At 69.6% G+C, this 22,626-nt stretch carries 23 protein-coding genes; 12 read left to right on the top strand and 11 right to left on the bottom strand.

Translation table 11 applies throughout. From position 1 onward, the window contains the following. The first annotated feature begins 125 nt into the window (after nt 1-125). On the top strand, nt 126-2,765 hold the full coding sequence (locus ACIBX3_RS22390) for a protein kinase (RefSeq protein ID WP_397119840.1): 2,640 nt from the start codon (nt 126-128) through the stop codon (nt 2,763-2,765). Here the strand turns inward: ACIBX3_RS22390 and ACIBX3_RS22385 are convergent. Further along, nucleotides 2,752-3,468 (bottom strand): hypothetical protein, encoded by a 717-nt coding sequence (locus ACIBX3_RS22385; protein ID WP_397119838.1) that lies wholly within the window; start codon nt 3,466-3,468, stop codon nt 2,752-2,754. The genes ACIBX3_RS22390 and ACIBX3_RS22385 overlap by 14 nt on opposite strands. A gap of 68 nt (nt 3,469-3,536) precedes the next feature. Between ACIBX3_RS22385 and ACIBX3_RS22380 the strand changes: the two genes are divergently transcribed. The 4 genes from ACIBX3_RS22380 (at nt 3,537) to ACIBX3_RS22365 (ending at nt 6,452) form a co-directional block, all read left to right on the top strand. Further along, nucleotides 3,537-4,325, top strand: coding sequence for an ABC transporter ATP-binding protein (locus ACIBX3_RS22380; RefSeq protein ID WP_397119836.1), 789 nt, complete (start codon nt 3,537-3,539; stop codon nt 4,323-4,325). A gap of 90 nt (nt 4,326-4,415) precedes the next feature. Beyond that, on the top strand, nt 4,416-5,339 hold the full coding sequence (locus ACIBX3_RS22375; protein WP_397119834.1) for an SPFH domain-containing protein: 924 nt from the start codon (nt 4,416-4,418) through the stop codon (nt 5,337-5,339). A gap of 113 nt (nt 5,340-5,452) precedes the next feature. Then, entirely contained in the window at nt 5,453-6,208 is a 756-nt protein-coding gene (locus tag ACIBX3_RS22370; RefSeq protein WP_397119832.1) for a sulfite exporter TauE/SafE family protein, read from the top strand. Between the two features lie 22 nt (nt 6,209-6,230). Further along, on the top strand, nt 6,231-6,452 hold the full coding sequence (locus tag ACIBX3_RS22365; protein WP_397119831.1) for a hypothetical protein: 222 nt from the start codon (nt 6,231-6,233) through the stop codon (nt 6,450-6,452). Here ACIBX3_RS22365 and ACIBX3_RS22360 read toward each other — a convergent pair. The 7 genes from ACIBX3_RS22360 to ACIBX3_RS22330 form a co-directional block, all read right to left on the bottom strand. Continuing rightward, on the bottom strand, nt 6,445-7,263 hold the full coding sequence (locus ACIBX3_RS22360; RefSeq protein WP_397119829.1) for an NAD(P)H-binding protein: 819 nt from the start codon (nt 7,261-7,263) through the stop codon (nt 6,445-6,447). The genes ACIBX3_RS22365 and ACIBX3_RS22360 overlap by 8 nt on opposite strands. Before the next feature lie 28 nt (nt 7,264-7,291). Next, a complete protein-coding gene (locus ACIBX3_RS22355; protein WP_397119827.1) occupies nt 7,292-8,113 on the bottom strand; it encodes a Rieske 2Fe-2S domain-containing protein in 822 nt (273 codons plus the stop codon). Nucleotides 8,114-8,233: 120 nt separating this feature from the next. Continuing rightward, nucleotides 8,234-8,845, bottom strand: coding sequence for an HD family hydrolase (locus ACIBX3_RS22350; RefSeq protein WP_397119825.1), 612 nt, complete (start codon nt 8,843-8,845; stop codon nt 8,234-8,236). Nucleotide 8,846: 1 nt separating this feature from the next. Next, nucleotides 8,847-11,066 carry a molybdopterin-dependent oxidoreductase gene (locus ACIBX3_RS22345; RefSeq protein WP_397119823.1) on the bottom strand — a complete coding sequence of 740 codons (2,220 nt, stop codon included), beginning with the start codon at nt 11,064-11,066 and terminating at the stop codon, nt 8,847-8,849. Between the two features lie 125 nt (nt 11,067-11,191). After that, nucleotides 11,192-11,839 carry a hypothetical protein gene (locus ACIBX3_RS22340; RefSeq protein ID WP_397119821.1) on the bottom strand — a complete coding sequence of 216 codons (648 nt, stop codon included), beginning with the start codon at nt 11,837-11,839 and terminating at the stop codon, nt 11,192-11,194. A gap of 1 nt (nt 11,840) precedes the next feature. After that, nucleotides 11,841-11,972 (bottom strand): hypothetical protein, encoded by a 132-nt coding sequence (locus tag ACIBX3_RS22335; protein ID WP_397119819.1) that lies wholly within the window; start codon nt 11,970-11,972, stop codon nt 11,841-11,843. Between the two features lie 259 nt (nt 11,973-12,231). Then, on the bottom strand, nt 12,232-12,375 hold the full coding sequence (locus ACIBX3_RS22330) for a hypothetical protein (protein ID WP_397119817.1): 144 nt from the start codon (nt 12,373-12,375) through the stop codon (nt 12,232-12,234). A gap of 367 nt (nt 12,376-12,742) precedes the next feature. Between ACIBX3_RS22330 and ACIBX3_RS22325 the strand changes: the two genes are divergently transcribed. Together ACIBX3_RS22325 and ACIBX3_RS22320 are read left to right on the top strand one after the other, a co-directional pair. After that, nucleotides 12,743-13,606 carry a helix-turn-helix domain-containing protein gene (locus ACIBX3_RS22325; RefSeq protein WP_397119815.1) on the top strand — a complete coding sequence of 288 codons (864 nt, stop codon included), beginning with the start codon at nt 12,743-12,745 and terminating at the stop codon, nt 13,604-13,606. Between the two features lie 54 nt (nt 13,607-13,660). Continuing rightward, nucleotides 13,661-13,885: a DUF397 domain-containing protein gene (locus tag ACIBX3_RS22320; protein ID WP_397119813.1), complete on the top strand. Its 225-nt coding sequence runs from the start codon at nt 13,661-13,663 to the stop codon at nt 13,883-13,885. A gap of 294 nt (nt 13,886-14,179) precedes the next feature. Here ACIBX3_RS22320 and ACIBX3_RS22315 read toward each other — a convergent pair whose 3' ends face one another. Next, a complete protein-coding gene (locus ACIBX3_RS22315) occupies nt 14,180-15,565 on the bottom strand; it encodes an MFS transporter (protein ID WP_397119811.1) in 1,386 nt (461 codons plus the stop codon). A 133-nt stretch (nt 15,566-15,698) separates the two neighbouring features. Here ACIBX3_RS22315 and ACIBX3_RS22310 point away from each other — a divergent pair, with 133 nt between their 5' ends. The 4 genes from ACIBX3_RS22310 to ACIBX3_RS22295 all read left to right on the top strand — a co-directional run bounded on the left by ACIBX3_RS22310 (nt 15,699) and on the right by ACIBX3_RS22295 (nt 20,098). Continuing rightward, a complete protein-coding gene (locus tag ACIBX3_RS22310; protein WP_397119809.1) occupies nt 15,699-16,526 on the top strand; it encodes a helix-turn-helix transcriptional regulator in 828 nt (275 codons plus the stop codon). Between the two features lie 60 nt (nt 16,527-16,586). After that, nucleotides 16,587-17,660: a CapA family protein gene (locus ACIBX3_RS22305; protein WP_397119807.1), complete on the top strand. Its 1,074-nt coding sequence runs from the start codon at nt 16,587-16,589 to the stop codon at nt 17,658-17,660. A gap of 36 nt (nt 17,661-17,696) precedes the next feature. Next, nucleotides 17,697-19,379, top strand: coding sequence for an SDR family oxidoreductase (locus tag ACIBX3_RS22300; RefSeq protein WP_397119805.1), 1,683 nt, complete (start codon nt 17,697-17,699; stop codon nt 19,377-19,379). Nucleotides 19,380-19,531: 152 nt separating this feature from the next. Beyond that, a complete protein-coding gene (locus tag ACIBX3_RS22295; protein ID WP_397120250.1) occupies nt 19,532-20,098 on the top strand; it encodes a TetR/AcrR family transcriptional regulator in 567 nt (188 codons plus the stop codon). A 201-nt stretch (nt 20,099-20,299) separates the two neighbouring features. Here ACIBX3_RS22295 and ACIBX3_RS22290 read toward each other — a convergent pair whose 3' ends face one another. Continuing rightward, nucleotides 20,300-20,626: a hypothetical protein gene (locus ACIBX3_RS22290; RefSeq protein ID WP_397119803.1), complete on the bottom strand. Its 327-nt coding sequence runs from the start codon at nt 20,624-20,626 to the stop codon at nt 20,300-20,302. Nucleotides 20,627-20,798: 172 nt separating this feature from the next. Between ACIBX3_RS22290 and ACIBX3_RS22285 the strand changes: the two genes are divergently transcribed. Then, on the top strand, nt 20,799-21,329 hold the full coding sequence (locus ACIBX3_RS22285; protein ID WP_397119801.1) for a tetratricopeptide repeat protein: 531 nt from the start codon (nt 20,799-20,801) through the stop codon (nt 21,327-21,329). 427 nt (nt 21,330-21,756) lie between these two features. Here ACIBX3_RS22285 and ACIBX3_RS22280 read toward each other — a convergent pair whose 3' ends face one another. Continuing rightward, nucleotides 21,757-22,470 (bottom strand): hypothetical protein, encoded by a 714-nt coding sequence (locus ACIBX3_RS22280; RefSeq protein ID WP_397119799.1) that lies wholly within the window; start codon nt 22,468-22,470, stop codon nt 21,757-21,759. Nucleotides 22,471-22,626 lie beyond the last annotated feature (156 nt).

Genomic DNA, 22,626 nt, shown 5'->3' with positions numbered 1-22,626 from the left:
GATTATTGCGGAGGGCAAATTTTTCGCAAAGAGCGATGATCTTTCGTGACCTGGGATGGCTTGCGGGGTTTTGGGCGGGCCTATCACGCTTGTGGTCGGGGGTCTAGCACAAGGGGGAGGACCAGGTGCCGGAAGCGCATCCCTTACAACCGGGCGATCCGCAGTCGCTCGGTAACTATCGGTTGCTGGGCCGTCTGGGCAAAGGGGCGCAGGGGATCGTCTTCAAGGGGGAGGGGCCGGACGGGCGGCTGGTGGCGATCAAGCTGCTGAACACCCGGCTCGACAAGCCGGGGATGGACGGCGAGCGGTTCATGCGCGAGGTGGCGGCGGCGCGCCGGGTCGCCCAGTTCTGCACCGCGCAGGTGATCGGCGCCAACATGGACGGCGAGCAGCCCTACATCGTCAGCGAGCTGGTCGACGGGGTGTCGCTCCAGATCGTGGTGCAGCGGGAGGGGCCGCGCGAGGGCGGGGCGCTCTACCGTCTGGCGGTCGGCACCGTCACCGCGCTGGCGGCCATCCACCGGGCGGGCATCGTGCACCGGGACTTCAAGCCGAGCAACGTGCTGATCGGCAGCGACGGGCCCCGAGTGATCGACTTCGGCATCGCGCGGGCGCTGGACTCGGCGATGACGATCACCAGCGGGGTGGTGGGGACTCCGGCGTACATGTCGCCGGAGCAGATCTCCGCCGAGCGGGTCGGGCCGGCCAGCGACATGTTCAGCTGGGCTCTGACCATGATGTTCGCCGCCACGGGCCGGCCCGCGTTCGGGCAGGACAGCCTGCCGGCGGTCATCTACCGGGTGATGAACGAGGAGCCGGACCTGTCGGTGCTGCCCGATGAGCTGCGGCCGATCGTGCAGGCCTGCTTGAGCAAGCGGGCCGAGGAGCGGCCGCCGGCGGCCGATGTGCTGTTCGCGCTGCTGGAGAACCAGGGAGAGGCGCGGCCGCTCGACGACGAGATCGCCCTCACCACCGGCTCCCAGCTCGCGGCCGAGGAAGACCCCTCACCCACCCCCGCCTCAGCCCCGAACGCTTCGGAACCGCATTCCGCTGGGCCGCATGCCGGTGACTCGCATGGGGGCCCCGCTGCGTCGGGTGCGCCTGCGGGATCTGCGGCGGATGGAGGTGGAGCGGAGGGCAGAGCGCCTGGTGCCGGTGCCGGATGGGTCAGTCCCGAAGGGGCGACGCCGTCCGCGAATCCGGCGGCATCGGGCTGGGCCAATCCGTCGGGCGACGGCTACGGGCGTCCGCAGGCGCCTCCCGCCGATTCCCGGCACCTGGCCAACGGGCTTTATGTGCCGGCGCAGCCGTCCCCGGCGCCGTACGTGCCGCCGCAGCAGGGACCGGGCGGGCAGACGCAGAGGCCGCCGCACGGTCCGTCGGCGGGGTCGTTGGTGCCGCCGCAGTCCGCGCCCGGTCAGCAGTACAGGCCGCCCTACCCCATGGGCGCGGCACCGTATCCACCGGCGCCCTGGCAAGCGCAGCCCGAGTCGCCGCCCCGGGACGGCAACGACGCGTTCTTCAAGCACGCCCCGGTCGAGGAACGGCCCGGCGAGGTCAAGGCCAGACGGAGGCGGGCGGCCCTGGTGGCGGGCACGCTGGTCGTGGCGCTCACCCTGGCCGGCGGCGTGCTGTTCTTGGGCCCGAGGATGCTGGGAACCACCTCCGGCCCGGGCGGCGAGAACATCGCCCAGGCGACCACGTCGTTCACCCCGACCCCGACCCCGACCCCGACCCCGACCCCGACCGCACCGACGCCCACCCCCACGATCACCCCGACCCCCGCCCCCGACCAGCCCCAGGCGCAGACGGTTCCGGTGGTGGGCAAACAGGACGGCAAGTCGCTCAAGGGCCACACCAAGGGCGTCCAGACGTTCTCCGCCGTCTCCGTGGGCGACAAGACGACCTGGCTCGTCACCGGCGGACAGGACGGCCGGGTACGCCTGTGGGACCTGGCCAAGCACAAGTCCCTGGCCACCATGAAGGGCCACAGCCAGGAGGTGTACGCGGTCGCCGGCGCGATGATGGGCAAGACCCCCGTTGCGGTCTCCGGCGGCTACGACGGCAGCGTCCGCCTGTGGAACCTCAAGACCCGCAAGGGCAAGGTCCTCGGCTGGCACGGCGACGCCGTCTACGCGGTAGCCCTGACCAAGATCAAGAACAAGTGGGTGGCGGTCACCGGCGACGCCGACGGCTACCTGAGGTTCTGGGACCTGGACAAGCGCAGGTCCACGGGCAAGAGCATCAGGGCCCACCGCAAGCCGGTGAACTGGCTCAGCGCCACCCACCTCGGCGACCGCGCGATCGCGATCTCGGCCAGCGAGGACGAGTCCGTGCGCATGTGGGACATGTCGAAGCGCAAGGCGTACGGGAAGGCGTACAAGGGTCACTCGAAGGGCGTCTATGCCGTCACGGTCGGCAAGGTCGACGGCAAGGTGGTCGTGGCCTCGGGCGGCAAGGACGGGAAGATCCGGCTCTGGGATCCGAAGAACGGCAAGACCATCGGCACGATGGCAGGCCACAAGAAGATCATCTACTCGCTGTCCTTCGGCAGCATGGGCGAGCGGACGGTGCTGCTGTCCGGCAGCACCGACGGCACGATCAGGCTGTGGGATCCCGGCACCCGCAAGGCTCTCGGCAAGCCGGTCAGGGCGCACAAGAGCGGCGTGTACGCGGTGGGCGTCGTCCGTGTCGGCGACCGCGTCTCCATCGTCTCGGCGGGCAAGGACAAGCTGGTCAGGCTGTGGAAGGCTATTGGTTCCTGATCGGCTCGAAGATCGCGTGGTGGGCGGCCACGAGCGCGCGCCGCACCGCGCGGTCGAGCTCGCGCAGAGCGGCGGCGCGGGCGGCGGCCTGCCCGGATGTGAGGCCGCGGTCGTCGGCCAGGCGCAGCACCGCGGCCAGCCGCGTGGCCAGCGCGGAGACGCGGTGCGCCCGCGCGGGATAGCCCGGCGCCAGCTCGCCGCCCTGCCACCCCAGTTCGGGACGGCTCTGCGCGGGCCCTTCGACCGAGGCCAGCGCGTCGGTGGCCGACCGGATCGCGTCCGACAGGTCCCGCTCGGCTTCGGCCAGCGAGGGCAGGTCGTGGCGTACAGGCCCGGACTCGTGCACCTCCAGGCGTACCCCGACATAGGACGACCCGCGCCGGTCCGGCGCCGGCAGCAGGCCGAGGTTGTGGCCGTCGAGCACGGCGATCACGGCCTGGCCGACGTCGACCGCGGCCGAGTTGAACGAGGCGGGACCGGACAGTCCGAGCGGGTCGCCGGGCGCGGGGAGGGCCAGCCGCAGCTCGCGCAGACCGTCGGCACGCAGGTTTGCGAGGTATTTACGCAGCGGGACCTCGCCTGCGACGGCGGGGCCGCCGGCGGCTTCCACGTGGTCAGCGGCCTCGTCGAGGCCGACGTAGCCGGCGAGCCACGCGTTGCCCCAGGCGACCAGGGAGGGACAGACAGGCGATTCAGGGCGCACCGATCCACGATAAGCGCTCGGCCTGCAATAGGTTTGTCCCGAGGGTGACTCCAAAAGGAGGTTCGGGGATGGGTGGTCAGGTGCTGCGGCTCCAGGACGTTGCCGTCAGGCGCGACGGAGCGGCCCTGCTGCGCGGCATCGACTGGACGGTCAACGAGGACGAGCGGTGGGTCGTCATCGGTCCCAACGGTGCGGGAAAGACCACGTTGCTGCAGGTCGCGGCCACGTTGCTCTACCCGAGCGAGGGCTTGATCGAGGTGCTGGGAGAGCGGCTGGGGCAAGCGGACGTGTTCGATCTGCGGCCGCGCATCGGGCTGGCGAGCGCCGCGCTGGCCGAGCGAATCCCGCCGGAGGAGAAGGTCATCGACCTCGTCCTGACCGCCTCCTACGGGATCATGGGCCGCTGGACCGAGGAGTACGACTCCAACGACGTCACCAGGGCGGTCGAGCTGATCGACATGATGGGGGCGGCCCACCTGATCAGGCGCCGGTTCGGCACCCTGTCGGAGGGCGAGCGCAAGCGGGTGCAGATCGCCCGCGCCCTCATGCCCGACCCCGAGTTGCTCCTGCTCGACGAGCCCGCGGCGGGGCTCGACGTGGGTGGCCGCGAGGACCTGGTGCGCCGCCTGTCGGTGCTGGCCGGCGACTACCGCTCACCGACGCTGGTGCTGGTGACGCACCACGTGGAGGAGGTGCCCGCCGGGTTCACGCACGGGCTGCTGCTGCGGCACGGGTCCGTGGTGGCCCAGGGGCCGCTGGAGACGGTGATGACGTCCGACAATCTGACCCAGACGTTCGGGGTGCCGCTGTCGCTGGAGCGCAGCGCTGAGGGCCGCTGGTATGCCCGCGCTCACTAGATCACTCTCGATTTATGTCCATAAAATCCGCACAAACCTGAAACCAAATAGGATCTACGGAGTCGGTCCCCTCGGCTTCGGAGCGTCGCCATGTCCGTCGAGCAGCTCATCGTTGTCCTCGTCGTGGTCGCGGCGGTGGGCTTCGGGGTGGTCCGCACCATCCGCATCATCCCGCAGGCCACGGCGGCCATCGTCGAGCGGCTCGGGCGCTACCACCGAACGCTGACGCCGGGGCTGAACCTGGTGGTGCCGTTCATCGACCGCATCAAGGACATGATCGACCTGCGGGAGCAGGTGGTGTCGTTCCCGCCGCAGCCGGTGATCACCTCCGACAACCTGGTGGTCTCCATCGACACCGTGATCTACTTCCAGGTCACGAATCCGAAGGCGGCCACCTACGAGATCGCGAACTTCCTCATCGGCGTCGAGCAGCTCACGGTCACGACGCTGCGCAACGTGGTCGGCGGCATGGACCTGGAGCGTACGCTGACCTCGCGCGAGGAGATCAACACCGAGCTGCGCGGCGTGCTCGACGAGGCCACCGGCAAGTGGGGCATCCGCGTCAACAGGGTCGAGCTGAAGGCCATCGACCCGCCCGTCTCCATCCAGGACTCGATGGAGAAGCAGATGCGCGCCGATCGCGACAAGCGGGCCGCCGTGCTGACCGCGGAGGGGCAGCGGCAGGCGGCCATCCTGGCGGCGGAGGGCGAGAAGCAGGCGTCGGTGCTGCGGGCGCGCGGCGAGGCGGAGGCGGCCGTGCTGCGGGCCCAGGCAGAGGCGGAGGCCCAGGCCATGCGGGCCAAGGGGCAGGCGGACGCGATCGGCATGGTGTTCAAGGCCATCCACGAGGGGAAGCCCGACCAGCATCTGCTCGCGTACCAGTACCTGCAGACCCTTCCGGAGATCGCCAAGGGCGACTCCAACAAGATCTGGATCGTGCCGTCGGAAATGGGCAAGATCCTGGAGGGGCTGGGCGGTCTCTTCTCGCCGCCCAAGGGTTCGGACACCCCCTGACGACCCGCTGAGCGTCCTGCCGATACGGTGGGCCGCGTCCAGCGGTCCACCGCGGGCCGCGGGTCCCCGCACCTACGGTGGCCGCGCGCATCAGCGGTGGTCAGGGAGGGCTTGTGACGGGGTGGGAACTGGTCGCAATCTGCGCGGCCGGGGTGGTGGCGGGCGCCATCAACGCGGTCGTCGGGTCGGGATCGCTGATCACGTTCCCGACGCTGGTGGCCATCGGCGTCGACCCCGTCACGGCGAACGTGTCCAACACCATCGGCCTGGTCCCCGGCTCCTTCACCGCCGCGTACGGCTACCGCGTCGAGCTCGACGGCCAGCGCGGCCGCCTGCTGCGCCTGGGCATGGCCTCGGCGATCGGGGCGCTGATCGGCGGGATCCTGCTGTTGTTCCTGGACCCGGACGTGTTCGAGATCGTCGTGGTCGTGTTGATCGCGCTGGCCTGCGTGCTGGTTCTGGTGCAGCCCAGGCTCAACCGGTGGCTGGCCGACCGGCGCGAGCACGCGCACCCGCACGGCGGCGCCGCGCTGTGGCTGGGCGTGCTGGCCGCGGGGATCTACGGCGGGTACTTCGGCGCGGCCCAGGGGGTCCTGCTGATCGGCCTGCTCGGCAGCTTCCTGGACGACCACCTCCAGCGGGTCAACGCCGCCAAGAACGTCCTCGCCCTGATCGTCAACTTCGTGGCGGCCGTGTTGTTCGTGGTGGTCGCGGACGTGGACTGGCAGGCCGTGCTCGGAGTGGCGCTGGGCGCGGTGGCCGGCGGGTTCCTGGGAGCCAAGCTGGGGCGGCGGATCCCGGCGCCCGTGCTGCGGGGGATCATCGTGGGCGTGGGGATCGCCGCAATTATCGTACTGGTGTACGGATAGGTGTAATGGGTATAACCCGGACATGAAGGGTGACCGGGTGGAGATCGTCATCGACGCGGGCGGCTCCCCGCGCACTTACGAGATCAGGGCCACCCGCGCCGGCCGGCGGGTCGAGGTGGCCACGCGCCGGGGGCTCGTCGAGGTGAGCGAGGTCACCCGCAGCGGCACCCCCGTACGCACGGCCAGGTTCATGTCCAGCCGCATCCTCGCGCTCGTGGAGCACCCGGCCGACGAAGTCAGCTGAAGTCCGCCGCGTGGTCCGCCGCCCACTGGCGGAACGTCAGCGCGGGCCTGCCGAGCAGCCTCTCCACGGTGTCGGTGACCGGCTCGGGAACGGCCACGAAGCCCTCCCACGTCCGCAGCGCGGCCGCCACGAACGCCGGGTCGCCCCAGGCGGCCATCATCCGGTCGCGGGCCTCGTCCGGCGACTGGTCCTCCCAGCGCACCTCGCGCCCGATCACCTCGCCGATGACGCGTACCTGCTCGGCCTGGGTGAGCTGTTCAGGGCCGGTGAGGACGTACGCGGCCCCGCCGTGGCCCCCTGAGGTGAGCACGTGCACGGCCACCGCGGCGATGTCCTTCTCATGGATCAGCGGCCTGGACGCGGCCCCGTACGGCCAGCGCACGACGCCCTGCCGGATCTGCCCGGCCCAGCCCAGCGTGTTGGCCGCGAAACCGCCGGGCCGCAGGAACGTCCAGCCGAGCCCCGAATTCCGGATCAGCCGCTCGATCTCGTGGTAGTGCGTCCCAGGCTCGTCCGCCGCGTTGGCCGACAGATACACGACGCGGCGCGCGTGTTTGGCGATCGCCTCGACCACCTCGGCGGCGCCGTCCGCCGTGAAGGCCGGCCAGAGCAGGAACACGCTCTCGACGTCCTCCAACGCCGGGTGCAACGTCTCGGGCATGGTCAGGTCGCCCTGTGCCATCTCGACCGGCAGCCCCGCCCGGCCAGGATCCCTGACGAGCGCCCGTACCTCCAGCCCGGCCTCCGCGAGCTGAGAAACCACATGTCTGCCTACATTTCCGGTCGCGCCGGTCACCAGAAGCTTTCCCATGGCATGACGGTAAAACCTCAAGCGAACTTCAGGTCAAGCTCGGCCGGACCTGGATGGTGCCGTCCCGCCGGATCCGCGTCTCGAAGGTGGGCGCGGGAGCGGTCGCGGGCCCGTGCCGCACTGAGCCGTCCACCAGCCGGAACGTGCTCCCGTGCCACGGGCAGATCACGCACGCCTCGCCGTTGTCCATGACCAGCCGGCCCTGGTGCAGCGGCCCGGCCAGATGCGGGCAGTGGTCGGCGAGCACGGTCACGCCTTCGCCCTGGCGCAGGACGAACAGCTGGATGTAGCCGAGCCGCCGCGCCACCGGCCGGCCGTCCGGCAGGTCCCTGATCGGGCACAGATCGTGCCAGCCCAGCGGCACCAGGTGCGAGACCTGTGGCGCGTGGTTGGCCCCGGCGGCCTGCCGGTATGCCATGTGGCCGCCCAGATAGGCGCCGAGCACGCCGACGCCGAGCCCGGCGAAGGACAGCGTCTTCCCCGAACGCTCCCGGCCGCGCAGGCGGGCCACCAGCGAGGCGGTGAACAGGCTGAGCGCGGTCAGGTTCGACAGCATGTGGACGAAGCCCACCCGCTGCTGCTCGCGGTGGAGAGAGGACCAGTCCGTCAGACCGGCGGCCGCGGTGGGCAGCGCATTGGCGACGCCCGTGGCCAGCAGCAGGCGCGCTGCCCGCGGATCGGCGCCCGCCAGGTCCAGTATGGCCGTCGACATCCAGCAGCCCAGGCTCACCGAGGCCAGCGGCGGATGCAGCGGCTCGCCCAGCGGCACGCCGTGCAGCGTGTCGCGCAGCCAGCCGGGTCGGATGCGCCGGCGTACGGCATTGGCCAGCGCTCTGACCGGTCGGTCCATGACCTTCGATTTCTCGAGCCGATCGGCAAGCGCAACCGGCCCGGCGAAACCGCGCAGCTGCCGACGTTTCGCTCGTACTTCCTCTTTCACGACAAGTCCCCTACCCCAGCCGCGAGGGGATCACTCGGACAGGTGTCCCCTGGCCACGGAGAGATCGACCAGCTCCAGCGCGTACGCGCCGAGCGAGGGCGAGCCCTCCTCGATGATGCGTACCTTCTCCCTGACCTGCGAGGCCCTGACCTTGAACAGCGGCCACGTGCCGCCCTCGGTGTGGTGGTTGGCCAGGATCGGGGCGAAACGGTCCAGCGCCTTGGCGAACTTGGCCTCCGGCGTCTTCCTGTCCTCGAACTCGTCCCACAGCTCCCGCACCCACGCCGCCTGCTCGCCGGGCAGCAGGCCGAAGATGCGGTCCGCGGCGGCCCGCTCGGCCTCGGGCTGCGCGGCGACCTCAACCGGGTCGTAGATGAAGGCGTCACCGGCGTCGATCTCGACCAGGTCGTGCACCAGCAACATGGCCACCACCCGCTGGAGGTCGGTCCCCGGCGGGGCATGCTCGCCGAGGACCATCGCCAGCGTGCCCACGTACCAGGAGTGCTCTGCGGAGTTCTCCCGCCGCGAACCGTCGATGAGATGGTTGCGGCGGATGATGCGCTTCAACTTGTCGATTTCGATGGCGAAGGAGATCTGGGCGGTCAGGCGGTCCTCTTCTGGCGCGATAGTCACGCGCGACACCCTAATGCGCGGTGATCACCCCGGTTGGTGAAATACTGACCGGAACTCCGTTGAACACTGCGTTACCACTTGGAACGTCGACGGCGGACTCGTCGGTGAGCACGTTCACGGAGACTCCGGCGTGCTCGGCCGCCACGCTCTGCGCGCTGCCCGCGTGACCCCAGCCGTGCGGCAGGCTGACCACGCCCGGCATGATGGTGTCGGTGGGCTCCAGCGGCACCGTGAGCCGCCCCTTCGCCGAGCTGATCACGGCCTCCCCGTCCAGTCCGAGCCTGGCCACGTCGGCGGGGTTGATCTGCAGCGTGCAGGTGTTGCTGCCGCCGACCAGCGAGCCCACGTTGTGCAGCCAGCTGTTGTTGGAGCGCAGGTGGCGCCGCCCGATCAGGACGATCTCCGGCGGCTCCTCGTCCAGTCTGCTCCGCAGCCGCTCCACGTCCTCGATGAGCTGCGGCGGCGCCAGCTCTATCAGCCCGGAGGCCGTCCTGAGCACCTCGTCCAGGCGCGGCTCCAGCGGGCCGAGGTCCAGGCCGTGCGGGTTGTCGAGCAGCTTGCGCAGCGACAGGTCGCCCTTGCCGGCCCACTCGCCGTACGGGCCGAGCCGGAGCATGAGGTCGAGCCGGCGCTCGCCGCCCGTCTCGCCTTCCAGCGCGTCGCGCAGCTCCGCGATGTCCCGCCCCTCGACGCCCGAGCCGGGCGTCTGCGTGGCCTTGCGCAGCATCTCGTCGATGACGAACGCGTCCAGGTCCCCTTCCAGCCCCGAAGCGATCATGGCCAGCCTGGCCAGGATCTGGGCCTCCGACGGCTGCCCGTCCAGCGGCAGCAGCGGCGGCGAATACCGCGTGTAGTTGCGTACGGCGAATCCGAGCAGCGCGAAATCGTAGTGCCCGGACTGCAGCACCCGCGGCGGCGGCAGGATGACGTCGGCGTGCTTGGTGGTCTCGTTCAGGTACGGGTCCACGCTCACCATGAAGTCGAGCCGCTCGAAGGCCGCGTCCAGCCTTGCTCCGTGGGGCGCGGACAGCACGGGGTTGCCCGCGACCGTGATCAGGAACTTGACCTGGCCCTCGCCCGGCGTCTCGATCTCGTCGGCGAGCGTGGCCACCGGCAGTTCGCCGTTCGCCTCGGGCAGGCCGCGGACCCGGCTCTTCCATCTGCCGAGCTGATAGGGCCTGCGCGTTTTCAAGGCCTCACTCCGTGAGGCGGCACTCCCTCGCCGCGACGGGGACTCCGTGGCGGACTTGGGGAACATGGCCCCGCCCGGACGGTCCAGGTTGCCGGTGAGCACGTTGAGCACGTCCACCAGCCACTGGGCCAGCGTGCCGAACTCGGCCGTGCAGGTGCCGATCCTGGCGTACACGGCCGCCGTACGCGCCGTCGCCAGTTCCCTGGCCAGCCGCACGATCACCTCGGCCGGCACCCCGGTACGGCGGGCGACCGACTCCGGCGGGAAGTGCTTGGCCGCCTCCCTCACCTCAGCCAGGCCGCTCACCTCATGAAGCGGCGTGACGAGGTCCTCGGCGAACAGCGTGTGGACCATGCCGAACAGCAGATACGCGTCGGTCCCCGGCCGGACGAACACGTGCTCGTCGGCCAGCGTGGCGGTCCGCGTGCGGCGGGGGTCGACCACGACGAGCCGCCCGCCGCGCCGGCGCAGGGCCTTGAGCCTGCCGGGGAAGTCGGGCGCGGTGCACAGCGAGCCGTTGGACTCCAGCGGGTTGGCACCCAGCATGAGCAGGTAGTCGGTGCGGTCCAGGTCGGGGACGGGGATGGCCAGCGGGTGCCCGAACATCAGGCCGCTGGCGACGTGCTTGGGCATCTGGTCGGCGGTGCTGGCGGAGAACACGTTGCGGGTGCCGAGGGCCTTGATGAGCGGGGCGCCGTAGAGTGCGCCCGCCATGCTGTGCGCGTTCGGGTTACCGAGGTAGACCGCGATGGACTGGCGGTCGGCGACCTGATCGAGCCCGGCCTTCACGGCGGCGAACGCCTCGTCCCAGCCGACCTCGCGCCACAGGTCGCCCTCCCGGACGAGCGGCTTGCGCAGCCGGTCGGGGTCCTCGTCGAGCCGGCCGAGGCTGGCCCCCTTCGGGCAGATGAAGCCCTTGCTGAACGGATCGTCCTTGTCCCCGCGGACGCTGGTCACGTGCCCTCCCTCGTCGAGGGTGAGCGTAAGGCCGCAGACGGCCTCGCAGAGGGGACAAGTCCGGTGGACGGTCGACGTCATCACGACTCCTGAGTTCGCCAGCTGAACTCATCTTGGCCCGTACCCGGCGCATGGGGAAGCCCCGGAGCCCCCGCGGTCTCCGGGGCTTACCCCCTGGGGTTAGGCCCCATTCCTTCCCCAGGGTCTTAGCCGACCTGCGGCAACACGAGCGGTGCGCGCAGATCAGGCGGCTCCTCGAGGTCGGGCCGGAGTGAGACCCAGGCGTGCCGGCCGTAGAGCCGGTCCAGCCCGGGAGAGGAGACGCCGGGGAACTCATCGCGCCGGACGATCTCCACGATCAGCAGCTGCGCCCGCGTGCGATGCCGGTAGACGTTCACGCTCCTGGCCCAGCAGGCCGCCGCGATCTCCTCGCTGTACGCCTCGAACTCCTCGGCGCAGATCCCGGCCCGCGTCAGGATCAGCGCCTTCTCACCGGTCGTCGTCGGCGTGATCCACAACACCAGCGGTATCCGCCCGGCCCTGGTGTGCATCGTCGTCTCAAGGCAGACGCGCTGCAGGCGGTGCCTGGACACCACGCACCAGAAGTGGGCGGCGATCCAGTTGCGGCCCTTCCTGGTGGCGGCCGGCACCGAGATCGCGCTGGTCAGCAGCACAAAGGGCGCCCACCGGCCCTCCTGCGCCGTGCCCAGCAGCGTCAGCACGAACAGCGCCAGCGCGGTGACCGCCACCAGCTCGGCGCGGGCCCGCCAGAGCCGGACCAGCGGCCCGCCGCCCCGGGCGGCGGGCAGGTCCTCGTTCGCGGGGTAGATCTGGTTACGCGGGTTCCTCGGCACCTCACGTCACCTCCTCGTGCACCCGGCGAGGCAGGCGGAGCTGGTCGAAGCGTGGATCCCGGTAACGACGGGCGCCGAATCCCGTCTTGGTGACCGTCCATCCGATGTGGTACGCGAATTCGTCGGGCTCCATGCAGATTTCGCGATCGGCCCATGCGATGAGTTCCCGGATCCGGGACTTGATTCGGCTGAGTCCCTTGGTACCTTGTGAGTACATAGAAGACCCCTTTCGCGGCATTTCTAGAGGTGGCTTCTTCGCCGGTCCGACGGCTGGTGACCGGTCCCTTTCGCAGGGTGGCAGCCCATATGCGGGGAACTGGTCGTCAGCGTCGGTCCGGCATTTTCGTGCTCTGCTGAGCTCACATGCGCGCGATTCCGTGGCGCTGCGCTCGTCAGGCGATTTCGAGATCCTTCCGGCAGGCGGCCTCCCTGGGGTTGAAATTCCATTCCGGGACGGCGACGTTGCCGGTGTGACGGCCCGCGTGCGGGCGCGCGTTCATGGGGGGAAGGCCCGGTGCGTGCGGCGATGTCGTCATGCCCGGCCTCCTCACACTCGAGAAACCCTCTTGGCTCTGATCGTCCCCCTAGGCCCGTGATGCTGCAATACCTTGAGCAAGGAAGATTTGAATTTCTTCGCACCTTGCCTCTAGCCTTGCCGTGCAACTTGCACGAGAAGTGTCGAAGCATCCTGGAGCGGGGGAGGAACCTGGAAGACCTCGCCCACCTTGGGGGGCTTCACGGAGCTTGTCTTGCTCCTACGCTCTCTCCGTGAAAGCCTTCTGGCAAGGTCAAACGGCATGAGTCGTGCAACTTGCAGTGTAAGATTGGACGAACGGCCCAGAACGCCGGGCCCCAAACGATCCCTTCCGGCTACATCTTCCTTCCCGACGAGGAGAGTGGACGGTGTCATCGCAGCAGGGCAGTCCGACGGTACGCAGGCTCCGGCTCGGTCAGGAGCTGCGCTTGCTGCGCGAGCGGCGGAAGCTCACCGGGGCCAAGGCCGCCAGGGAGCTCGGCTGGTCCGCCAGCAAGGTCAGCCGCATCGAGGCCGCCAGGACCATGCCGAGCACCGACGACATCAAAGCCCTGGTGAAGCTCTATCGCGTCGATGGAGACAAATTTGACGAACTCATCGGCCTGTTGCGGGATGCGGAGCAGCGGGGGTGGTGGGAGGATTACGAAGACTCTCTGCCTGAGGAGTACACAAGATTCCTTGGGCTAGAGGCGGAGGCGATCTCTCAGCGATCGTGGGAACCCCAGATCGTGCCCGGCCTCCTGCAGACCGAGGACTACGCGCGGGAGGTCATCCTGGCCTCCCGGGGCATCGCGCGCATCACGCACAGCGGTGTCCGCAGCCGCGTCGAGGCCCGCCTCGACCGGCAGCGGCGCGTTCTGCATCGCCCGGATCCCTGCCGGCTCACGGTCGTGCTCGACGAGTCCGCGTTGATGCGCCGCTTCGGCGAGCCCTCGGTGATGCGCGAACAGATGGAGCATCTCCTGGAGATATCCATGCTGCCGCATGTCGGTGTGCACGTCCTGACCCAGGACTCACTTCATCCGGTGAACACCGGTACCTTTATCCACCTGCAGTTTGCGGCATTTGACGATGTTGTGTACCTAGAACAGCTGTACACTGCCAACTTCGTCGAAGACCTCGCACGAGTGGCTGGATACGAAACCGCCTTCGATCACATCAAGGCGGAGGCGCTCGACGAGGACGAGTCCCGCGTCCTCATTCAGCGCAAAGCCATGCTCTGGCGACGTTAGAGACGACCACCTCAACAAGGGGCAATGGAGCCCCTTTAGCTATTTGGGGAGATAATGCACAACCACCCTTCCAAGGCGGCTTGGCGGAAGAGCACCTTCTGCAATGGCGCAGATGCCTGTGTCGAGGTCGCCCCCCTCTCCGACGGAAACGTCGCGTTGCGTGACAGCAAGGAGCAGGACGGTCCCGTTCTGGTGTTCACTCCGGCGGAGTGGGCCGCGTTCACCTCGGGCGTACGCGAGGGTGAATTCGACCTGGCGACACTGGCCACGAGCGTCTGAAAGAGAAACGGCCCGGCGAGGTTGATGACGGCAACATCGCAGGGCCGCTCCCCGCGAGGCCCGGAAGGGCCCGGCTGAACTCCGCACACATCATGGCACAGCATCCCCCTGGATGATCAACCGGCCGCGCGGCGCTTTTTCATGCCCGTCGCGAGCCATCATTTCCCGGTGTGATAACCGGCGTTACCGGATCCGTTTCAGAGCTGACGGTGAAAAGCCGCGAGGTCCGGAAGAATTTCACTGGAACGCGGGTGCGGCGCATCCTTTTTCGGGGACGCGCCGCACGAACCACGTTCAGGCATGCGAGGGCACGCGCCGGCGGACCAGGAAGATCGAGCTCAGGCCGGCGAGGACGGCCAGGCCGGCCATGGCGATGGCGGCGCCCAGGGACGCGGACACGGCGGCGTGGCCCTGGCTGAGCGTGATGAACAGCGTTCCCACTGTGGACACCCCGATGACCTGGCCGAGCTGCATCACGGTGAGCAGCGCGCCGCTGGCGTCCGCCGCGTACGCGCCGTCGACCCGCTCGGTCGCCATGTTCGTCACCGCGATCTGCACGCCGAGCCCGGCGCCGATGAGCGCGCTCATGATCGCGTACATGATCCCGCCGTCGGCGGCGAGCCCGAGGCCGATGTAGGCCGGCGCGGCCACCACGTAGCCGAACGGCACCAGCGGGCGCTGCAACTGGATCGGCAGGCGCGGCCAGAGAAGCCCGACCAGGCCGAAGGCCAGCGCGCACGGGACCAGCATCATGCCGGAGGCCAGCGGCGTCAGGTGCAGATCACCCTGCAGGTGCAGGGCGGAGGTGAACAGGTACGCGCCCCAGGTGGCCGGGCCGAACAGCAGGATCGCCAGCCCCGGCCGCATGCCGGGCGCCCGCAGCACCCGCGCGTCCACCAGGGGCCTGCCGCCGCGCGCGGTCACCCACCGCTCGATGCGCACGAACGCCCCGAACGTCACCACGCTCAGCCCCATCGAGATCCAGCCCCACAGCGGCCAGCCGAGGTCGCGCCCGAGCACCAGCGGCACCACGAACAACAACACCGCAGCCGACAGGGTCACCAGGCCCCACGGGTCGAGTCCCGTACGGCCGCCACCCTCGTCGGCCGGCAAAACCCTGAACCCGGTCGCCAGCAGCAACGCGCTGATGGGCACCAGCACCAGGAACACGATCCGCCACCCCGCGCCGAAGCCCAGCAGGATGCCGCCGAGCGCCTGGCCGACCACGATGCCGCCGCTGACCGTCAGCGACCACAGCCCGATCGCCCGGCCCCTGGCCGCGCCCTGGTAGTTGCGCTGGATCAGGGTCAGGACCTGCGGCATCATCAGCGCCGCGCCGGCGCCCTGGAGCAGGCGGAAAGCCACCAGCCAGCCCGTGGAGGGCGCCAGGCCCGCGGCGAGCGTGGTGACGGTGAACGCCGCCAGCCCGCCGAGGAACGCGTTGCGATAGCCGAACAGGTCGCCGACCCTGGCTCCGGTGATCAACATGACGGCGTAGACAATGGTGTAACCGGCGACGATCATCTGCAGGCCGGCGCCCGAGGAGTGCAGATCGGCCTCGATGGTCGGGGTGGCCACGTTGACGATGTTGACGTTCAGGATGGCCAGGAACTGCCCCACGAGGATGATCGCAAGGAGCAGGCCGCTGGCCTTGGCTCCTCCCTGTGGCTTTGTGTCCACAGAAGGAGGGAAAGTGGCACTTTGCGTCATGCTGCTTAGTTTGCCGGGCGTTCAGTACCAGTAACGAGAGCCCACTTATACTGGTACTGGCGGTAACTGGATAAGCGTCACCGGATGTCTGCATAGTGGAGACATGACGGTGGCAGAGGCGAAACGTTCAGATTTGTCCGCATTCCTGCGCACTCGTCGCGAGCGGATCACCCCCGAGATGGTCGATCTGGCGCCCGGGCCGCGCAGGCGCACCCCCGGGCTGCGGCGCGAGGAGGTGGCGCAGCTGGCCGGGGTCGGCGTGACCTGGTACACGTGGCTGGAGCAGGGGCGGCCGATCAACGCCAGCACCCAGGTGCTCGACGCGATCGCGCGTACGCTGCGGCTCGACAGCGCCGAACGGCAGCACCTCTACCGGCTGGCGGGGCACGCGGAGACCCCCGCGCCCGTGGACTCCGGGCAGGTGACGCCCGAGCTGCAGGGCATACTCGACCGGCTCGGCGACATGCCGGCCGTCGTCTCCAACGGCCGCTGCGACGCCCTGGCCTGGAACGCCGCCTACGCCGCGTTGTTCCCCGAGCTGGTCAACGCGCGCGAGGGCGAGCGCAACTCGCTCTGGGTGACCTGCGTGAACCGCCATCCCACGACCCTGCTGGTCAACCGCGAGCAGGAGCTGGCGCGGGCGGTCGCCGTCTTCCGCGGCGCCTACAGCCGGCACGCGGACGATCCGTGCTGGCAGGACTTCGTGCGCCGGCTCTGTGCGGAGAGCGCCGAGTTCGCCCGGCTGTGGGCCAGGCAGGACGTGGCCGACCCCGGGCCCAGGGTGAAGGTGTTCAAGCACGCGGCGGTGGGGGAGCTGCGCTTCAGCACGACCAGCCTCACGGCCGTCCCCGAGATCCGGGTGATCGTGTACACGCCGATGGACGACGAGACCAGGTCCGCTATGGGGGTATTGATGGGGTCTGCACGGTAATACGCCGCGCATGGCATGCTCGATCCCTGAAAGTCAGGATTCGAGCGGAAGTGGCGGCAGATGAGACTCCCCCGTGCCCTCCCGTTGTTCGCCGTCGTCGCCTCGCTGGCCGCGTGTTCCTCGGCGCCCGACAAGGAGCCGCAGAGCAAGCAGATCGACCAGCAGGCCGCCGTCGAGTCGACGGAGAAGCCGACGCCGGAGCGGCGGCCGTACACCATCTCCTTCGGAGGGGACGTGCACTTCGAGGGGATCCTGCGGCCCCGTCTGTCGAACCCGCGCACGGCGCTCGGGCCGATCGCGAGCGTGCTGCGCAAGTCCGACTTGGCGATGGTGAACCTGGAGACGGCCATCACCACCGGGGGGACGCCGGCGCCGGGCAAGCAGTTCACGTTCAGGGCGCCCGCGACCGCGTTCACCGCGATGAAGGCCGCCGGGGTGGACGTGGTGTCCATGGCCAACAACCACGGCATGGACTACATGGAGAGCGGACTGGCCGACTCGCTGGCGGCGATCAGGCGCAGCAAGTTCCCCGTGGTGGGGATCGGGAAGGACGCGGCGGAGGCGTACAAGCCGTACAGGAAGACCGTGAACGGGAACCGGGTGGCGATCATCGGAGCCACGCAGGTGATGGACGCCGAGTTCATCCAGTCGTGGACGGCCACCTCCGGCAAGGGCGGGCTGGCCTCGGCCAAGGACGAGACGAGCCTGCTGAGGGCGGTGCGGCAGGCGCGCAAGAACTCCGACACCGTGATCGTCCACCTGCACTGGGGCACCGAGATGCAGAAGTGCCCGAACCCGGCTCAGCTCTCGCTCGCCCCCAAGCTGGTCAAGGCGGGCGCCGACGTGGTCGTCGGCGGGCACGCGCACATCCTGCTCGGGTCCGGATATCTCGGTGACGCCTATGTCAACTACGGCATGGGCAACTTCGTCTTCTACAACTCCAACCCGGCGACGACCGGCAGGACCGGCGTGTTGACGCTGACGATCAACGGACGGAAGATCTTGAAGGACCGCTGGACCCCGGCCACCATCCAGGGTGGGGTTCCCATCCCGATGACCGGGGCGGCCAGGACCCAGGCGGTGGCGGACTGGAAGGGGCTGCGCTCCTGCACCGGGCTTTCCGCCCGGCCCTGAGCTATATTGCACTCAGAGTCCAATAAGGAGGCCGCGATGCGGTGGGTCGAGTCCGGCGACGTGCGGCTGGCGGTCTTCGAGGACGGCGATCCGGCTCACCCGACGGTGCTGCTTCTGCACGGTTATCCGGACACCCATCGCGTCTGGGACGAGGTGGTCGCGAGGTTACGGGACCGCTTCCACGTAGTGCGGTACGACGTACGAGGGCACGGGGCGTCCACCGAGCCCGGGGACCGGCGCGACTACGGGTTCGACCGGCTGATGGACGATCTGCGGGCCGTGATCGACGCCGTGGGCAAGCCGAAGGTCCACCTCGCCGGCCACGACATGGGGTCGGTCCAGGGGTGGGAGGCGGTGAGCCGGCCGGAGGTCGCGGACCGGCTGGCCTCGTACACCAGCCTCGGAGGGCCGGGGCTGCGGCAAACGGCCCACTTCGTGCGGCACGGCAGGCGGCGCGACGTCGCCGCGCAACTGGCCAGGTCGTGGTACATCGGCGGCTTCCACGTCCCCGTGCTGCCCGAACTGATCTGGGGCTCGCTCCTGCCCCGCCTCGTCGCCGGCGGGTACGGCGACGGAGTCGGGCCGCGGGACGGGCATCCCGCCGAGACCCTCGTCAAGGACGCGCGCAACGGGTTGTGGATCTACCGGCGCAACATGACCGCCACGCTCGGGGGCGGCCTCGATCCACGCGTCGGCGACGTGCCCGTGCAGCTCATCGAGCCCACCCGGGACCCCTTCGTGACTCCCGCGCTGCTGGCCTCCATCGCGCAATGGGTGCCGAGGTTCTGGCATCGCAGGGTGGCGGGCGGGCACTATGCGCAGCGCAGCCATCCCGATCTCGTCGCCGGGATGATCGCCGAGTTCGCCGCGCACGTCGACGGCGCGGCGCCCGCCAGGGAACTGCGGCGGGCGGGCGCGGGGCGCGGGGCGTTCGGGGATCGTCTGGTGGTGGTCACCGGGGCGGGGTCGGGGATCGGACTGGCCACGGCGCGGGCGTTCGCCGCTCATGGGGCTGAAGTGGTCTGTGCCGACATCGACGCCGAAGCCGCCGCGCGGGCTGCGGACGGCATCGCGAAGGACCTTCGAGGTACGGGGTGGGCGGTACAGGTAGATGTCGCCGATATCGATCAGATGGAGGATTTTTCGCGAAATATCATCTCGCAATATGGGGTGCCGGACATTGTGGTCAACAATGCCGGGATCGTCGTTGCCGGGCCCATTCTCGATCATACGGTTGACGACTGGCGCAGGACGATCGACGTCAATCTCTGGGGTGTCATTCACGGGTGCCGGCTGTTCGGGGCCGCCATGGTCGAACGCGGCCAGGGCGGACATATCGTCAACGTTGCCTCTCTGGCCGCGTTCGCGCCGACCAGGACGCTTCCCGCGTACTCGGTGTCGAAGGCCGCCGTGAAGTCGCTCAGCGACTGCCTCAGGGCGGAGCTGGCCGGGCACGGGATCGGCGTCAGCGCCATCTGCCCGGGCTTCGTCTCCACCCCGCTGGCCCACCACGCCACATACGTGGGGCGGTACCAGAGGGAGGAGGCCGTGCGGGGGCTGGCGCGGCGCCGGTACCCGCCCGAGCGGGTGGCCGCCCACATTCTGCGGGCCGTGCACCGGAATCAGGCGGTCGTACCGGTCAACCTGGAAGGCAAAATAGGTTATGTCCTCTCCAGGATTTCGCCGCGGGCGATGCGCGGGCTGGCCCGGCTCGGTTGAGCCACGAGAAATCCATAAATCGGCAAGTAACGATCGCCCGCACAGGAGAAGATGAATACGTGTCTTCGCCGCAGACGGATGATGATTGCGCCCAGCCCCAGGCTCTCAGGCGGCGGCCCGCGCAGCGCCGCAGCGCCCGGCGGGTCGAGCGGATGCTCGACGCCTGTGCCGAGCTACTCGACGAGACCGGATACGAGGCCCTGTCCACCACCCGCATAGCCGAGCGGGCGGACGTGGCGATCGGGTCGGTCTACCAGTTCTTTCCCGACAAGCGGGCCATCACCCAGGAGCTCACCCGGCGCAACGTCGAGGAGTTCGTCCGCAGGGTGGACCGCAGGTTCCTCGAGGAGGACTACCGCGGCTGGTGGGAGGCGGTCGACGCGATCATCGACGAATACGTCGACATGCACCGGACCGTCGCCGGCTTCAAGAGCCTGCACTTCGGTGACGCCGTGGACCTCAACCTGCTCGACTCCGACTCCGACAACAACACGGTGATCGCGGGGCGGTTGCGCGGGCTGTTCCTGAAGGAGTTCGGGCTGGCGGACAGTCCCGCGCTCGACCTGGCGATGCTGGTGGCCGTCGAGGCCGGGGACGCCGTGCTGAAGCTGGCCTTCCGTCGCGACCCCGACGGCGCTCCCGAGATCATCGATGCCGCCAAGCAGCTGATCCGCGGCTTCCTGTCCCGCCAGCTGAGGTCCTGGTCGCCGCCCGCATAGGGCGCGGTCACCGGCCCCGGAAGCACGCCCGCGCGCACGGCAGCGCGAGCAGCACGACGACGAGCACCGAGCCGAGGTCGTCAGCGCGAGCTTGCCGATGTTCGCGTAGAGCAGCCAGCCCGGCATGACCTGTACGGCAGCGTCCACCAGGGCCCGTACTCGACGGCCTCGAGGCCCGGCTGGGCGCGATGACGCGGGAGCTCACTCCTCGAGGGCGTTTCCTACCTCTTTGAGTAGTCCGGGGAGCCAGGCCGGCACGTCATGGGGCCAGGGCCGGGTGTCGCCGAGCGCGGTGGCGGGCAGCTGCTGGAGCCGCGGCGTGGGCGGCGTGCGCAGGCATGGCGCGGGGAACGACACCGGGCGCGCGTCCCGGGCCTCGCGGAGATCCAGCCTCGCCTCCAGCGCCCGCAGGTTGCGCTCTGCGGCCTCGATGGCCTCCAACCGGGCCGACAGATAGCCCGCCAGACCGGGAACGAGGGCGGACAAGACGACCGCACAAGCCAGCGCGAAGGTCGTCTGCTTGGACATGCCCATCACAGCCCCTTCCGCTCGCGGAACGCAAAGCGAGTGTTATATGCCCTGTGACGTGCACAAACACGCGTACTGTAAGCAGGAATGGACCAGACGTTACCGAATATGGGACCGACCGGCGATGCGCATTGACCGGGCAAAGCGCCGGTGGGCTCGGTAGTCTCGCGGTGTGGCGCATGTGACCCGTGAGCACCTTGATCGTCTGCTTGAGCAGGCCCTGCTGGCCGACGACCACAGTTCCCTGGCCAGTCGGCTCTACGACGTCGCGCTGGACTATTCGTCCGGCGACGTCTCCAGGGCATCCATCCTGGTCCTCGCCGCCGAGGAGTGGCGAGCGGCCGGTCAGCCCGCGCGCGCGATGGAGTGTTTCCAGCGCGCGGTCGAGGACGGTGGCGAGGAGAGTTTCGACCCGCGTGCCGGCATTGCCGACACGCTTTTCGAGCTCGACCGGCCCGATGAGGCAAGGGAGGTCATCGAGACGATACGCCGTGAGGGCGGCGTCTCCACGGCGACCGCGCACACGATCGCCGAGACGCTGGTCGCGTATGGGGATTTGCGGGGCGGGCTCGAGTGGGCCACTCAGGCCGCGCTGGGGTCCGACGACAGCGATCCCGAGCATGTGGCGGCGCTGCGTACGCGGTACCGCATCAGGGTCGATCTCGGTCTGCCCGAGGACGAACTGGACGCGCTCGTCCACTGACGGGCACGTTCCATCGGCGGTGCGTGCGCATCCCGCTTGTCGGCGCACGCACCCGCCCATGTGGGCATGCCCGTCGACAGGACGCTGCGCGCCCGGCTCGCAACGGTCCTTCGCGGGACCGATGACACGGCGGCCTCCCCTTGATCACGTCCCCCTGGCTGTTCCGCTTCCGCATGTGCCGCTTCGTTGCAGGTCGACGGTGATGATCGGCGGAAACGACCGGCGCTGGCCGGTGACGGCGGTGCAGTGGCGGCCGGCAGCGGTGCGGCGACGCGGTGGTGTGGCGAAGATCCCTGGGCCGGCTTGGGGAGCGGAGCAGGGGCCGAGGGGGTCGCGGTTCCGGCTGGCCGCGACCCCCTCGGCTAGGGGACGCCGGGCGCGGCAGGCACAGAGCGCGCCCGGACGGTGTGGCTGGAACGCCGGCCGCTCACCGCAGGCCGAACCCCTTGACCAGGCCCGCGAGACCCTCCACGCCGGAGTTCCCGCCGGCCGGGCCTGGCACGGAGCTCCCGTCGGTGCCCTCCATCGCCTTCGGCAGCACTTCGTTGATGACCCTCGACCCGATCTCTCCCACCGGCTTCTCGACGCCGCCCCCCGACTTGCCGATGGCGTCCGACTTGTCGTAGCCCTCATCGCCGGTCGCCGAGACTCCGTAGAGGAACGGGCCGCGGCCGAGCGTCGTGTCCCGCGGGGCCTGTTCCTGGAGCGGATTCCCCGGAATGGGCAGGGCGGGCAGATCGGGCACGTGGGCTTCGGTGGACAGGTCCTCCATACCGACCGGCCCGGGCCTCAGGGACAGCCCGGGTGAGGCGGAGGCCAGCGAGGGCATGCCCCAGGTCGCCGCGATCCCGCCGAGGTCGAGCAGGCCGGGAACCGGCCGCGTGCTCGCCAGGCCGATCAGGCCGATGTCTCTGGCCAGCCGCCCGGCGGCCATGGTCAGATCGACCGCCTCCGGCGTGATCTCCCTGCTGCCGGGAGGGGCGTCGTTCGGTCGCGGCGCCGCGGGTTCCTCGCACGCGGTCTTCCCCGCCGCGTGCTTCTTCCCGCAGGCACCCGCGTCGGCGGGCGCCGCGGCGAGCCAGCTGACGCCCGCGGCCAGAGCCGCCGCCGCGATGATGCTCCGGATCTTGTGGGGTGACACCGCACGTCCCCTCGATGTCGGTGATCTGACGAACGCAGAACGTAGTCGCGGCCGCGGCGGTGGACGTGGGCTTGTCCGAAGAGTGGGCCGGACCTTACCGACAAGAGACCTGCTCACCGGACCCGGCGGACATTCGGATGACCGTGCCATGACACG

This window comes from Nonomuraea sp. NPDC049480 (assembly GCF_044465905.1).
Classification (GTDB): Bacteria; Actinomycetota; Actinomycetes; order Streptosporangiales; family Streptosporangiaceae; genus Nonomuraea.
The sequence above is the reverse complement of the archived record's forward strand: the minus strand, read 5'-3'. Positions and strand labels throughout refer to the sequence as shown.

Coding starts and splice junctions, on each gene's coding strand:
- ACIBX3_RS22380 (WP_397119836.1), top strand. CDS start 3,537: ATGGGTGGTCAGGTGCTGCGGCTCCAGGACGTTGCCGTCAGGCGCGAC.
- ACIBX3_RS22375 (WP_397119834.1), top strand. CDS start 4,416: ATGTCCGTCGAGCAGCTCATCGTTGTCCTCGTCGTGGTCGCGGCGGTG.
- ACIBX3_RS22365 (WP_397119831.1), top strand. CDS start 6,231: ATGAAGGGTGACCGGGTGGAGATCGTCATCGACGCGGGCGGCTCCCCG.
- ACIBX3_RS22360 (WP_397119829.1), bottom strand. CDS start 7,263: ATGGGAAAGCTTCTGGTGACCGGCGCGACCGGAAATGTAGGCAGACAT.
- ACIBX3_RS22355 (WP_397119827.1), bottom strand. CDS start 8,113: ATGGACCGACCGGTCAGAGCGCTGGCCAATGCCGTACGCCGGCGCATC.
- ACIBX3_RS22345 (WP_397119823.1), bottom strand. CDS start 11,066: ATGACGTCGACCGTCCACCGGACTTGTCCCCTCTGCGAGGCCGTCTGC.
- ACIBX3_RS22335 (WP_397119819.1), bottom strand. CDS start 11,972: ATGGAGCCCGACGAATTCGCGTACCACATCGGATGGACGGTCACCAAG.
- ACIBX3_RS22330 (WP_397119817.1), bottom strand. CDS start 12,375: ATGACGACATCGCCGCACGCACCGGGCCTTCCCCCCATGAACGCGCGC.
- ACIBX3_RS22320 (WP_397119813.1), top strand. CDS start 13,661: ATGCACAACCACCCTTCCAAGGCGGCTTGGCGGAAGAGCACCTTCTGC.
- ACIBX3_RS22310 (WP_397119809.1), top strand. CDS start 15,699: ATGACGGTGGCAGAGGCGAAACGTTCAGATTTGTCCGCATTCCTGCGC.
- ACIBX3_RS22305 (WP_397119807.1), top strand. CDS start 16,587: ATGAGACTCCCCCGTGCCCTCCCGTTGTTCGCCGTCGTCGCCTCGCTG.
- ACIBX3_RS22300 (WP_397119805.1), top strand. CDS start 17,697: ATGCGGTGGGTCGAGTCCGGCGACGTGCGGCTGGCGGTCTTCGAGGAC.
- ACIBX3_RS22295 (WP_397120250.1), top strand. CDS start 19,532: ATGCTCGACGCCTGTGCCGAGCTACTCGACGAGACCGGATACGAGGCC.
- ACIBX3_RS22290 (WP_397119803.1), bottom strand. CDS start 20,626: ATGTCCAAGCAGACGACCTTCGCGCTGGCTTGTGCGGTCGTCTTGTCC.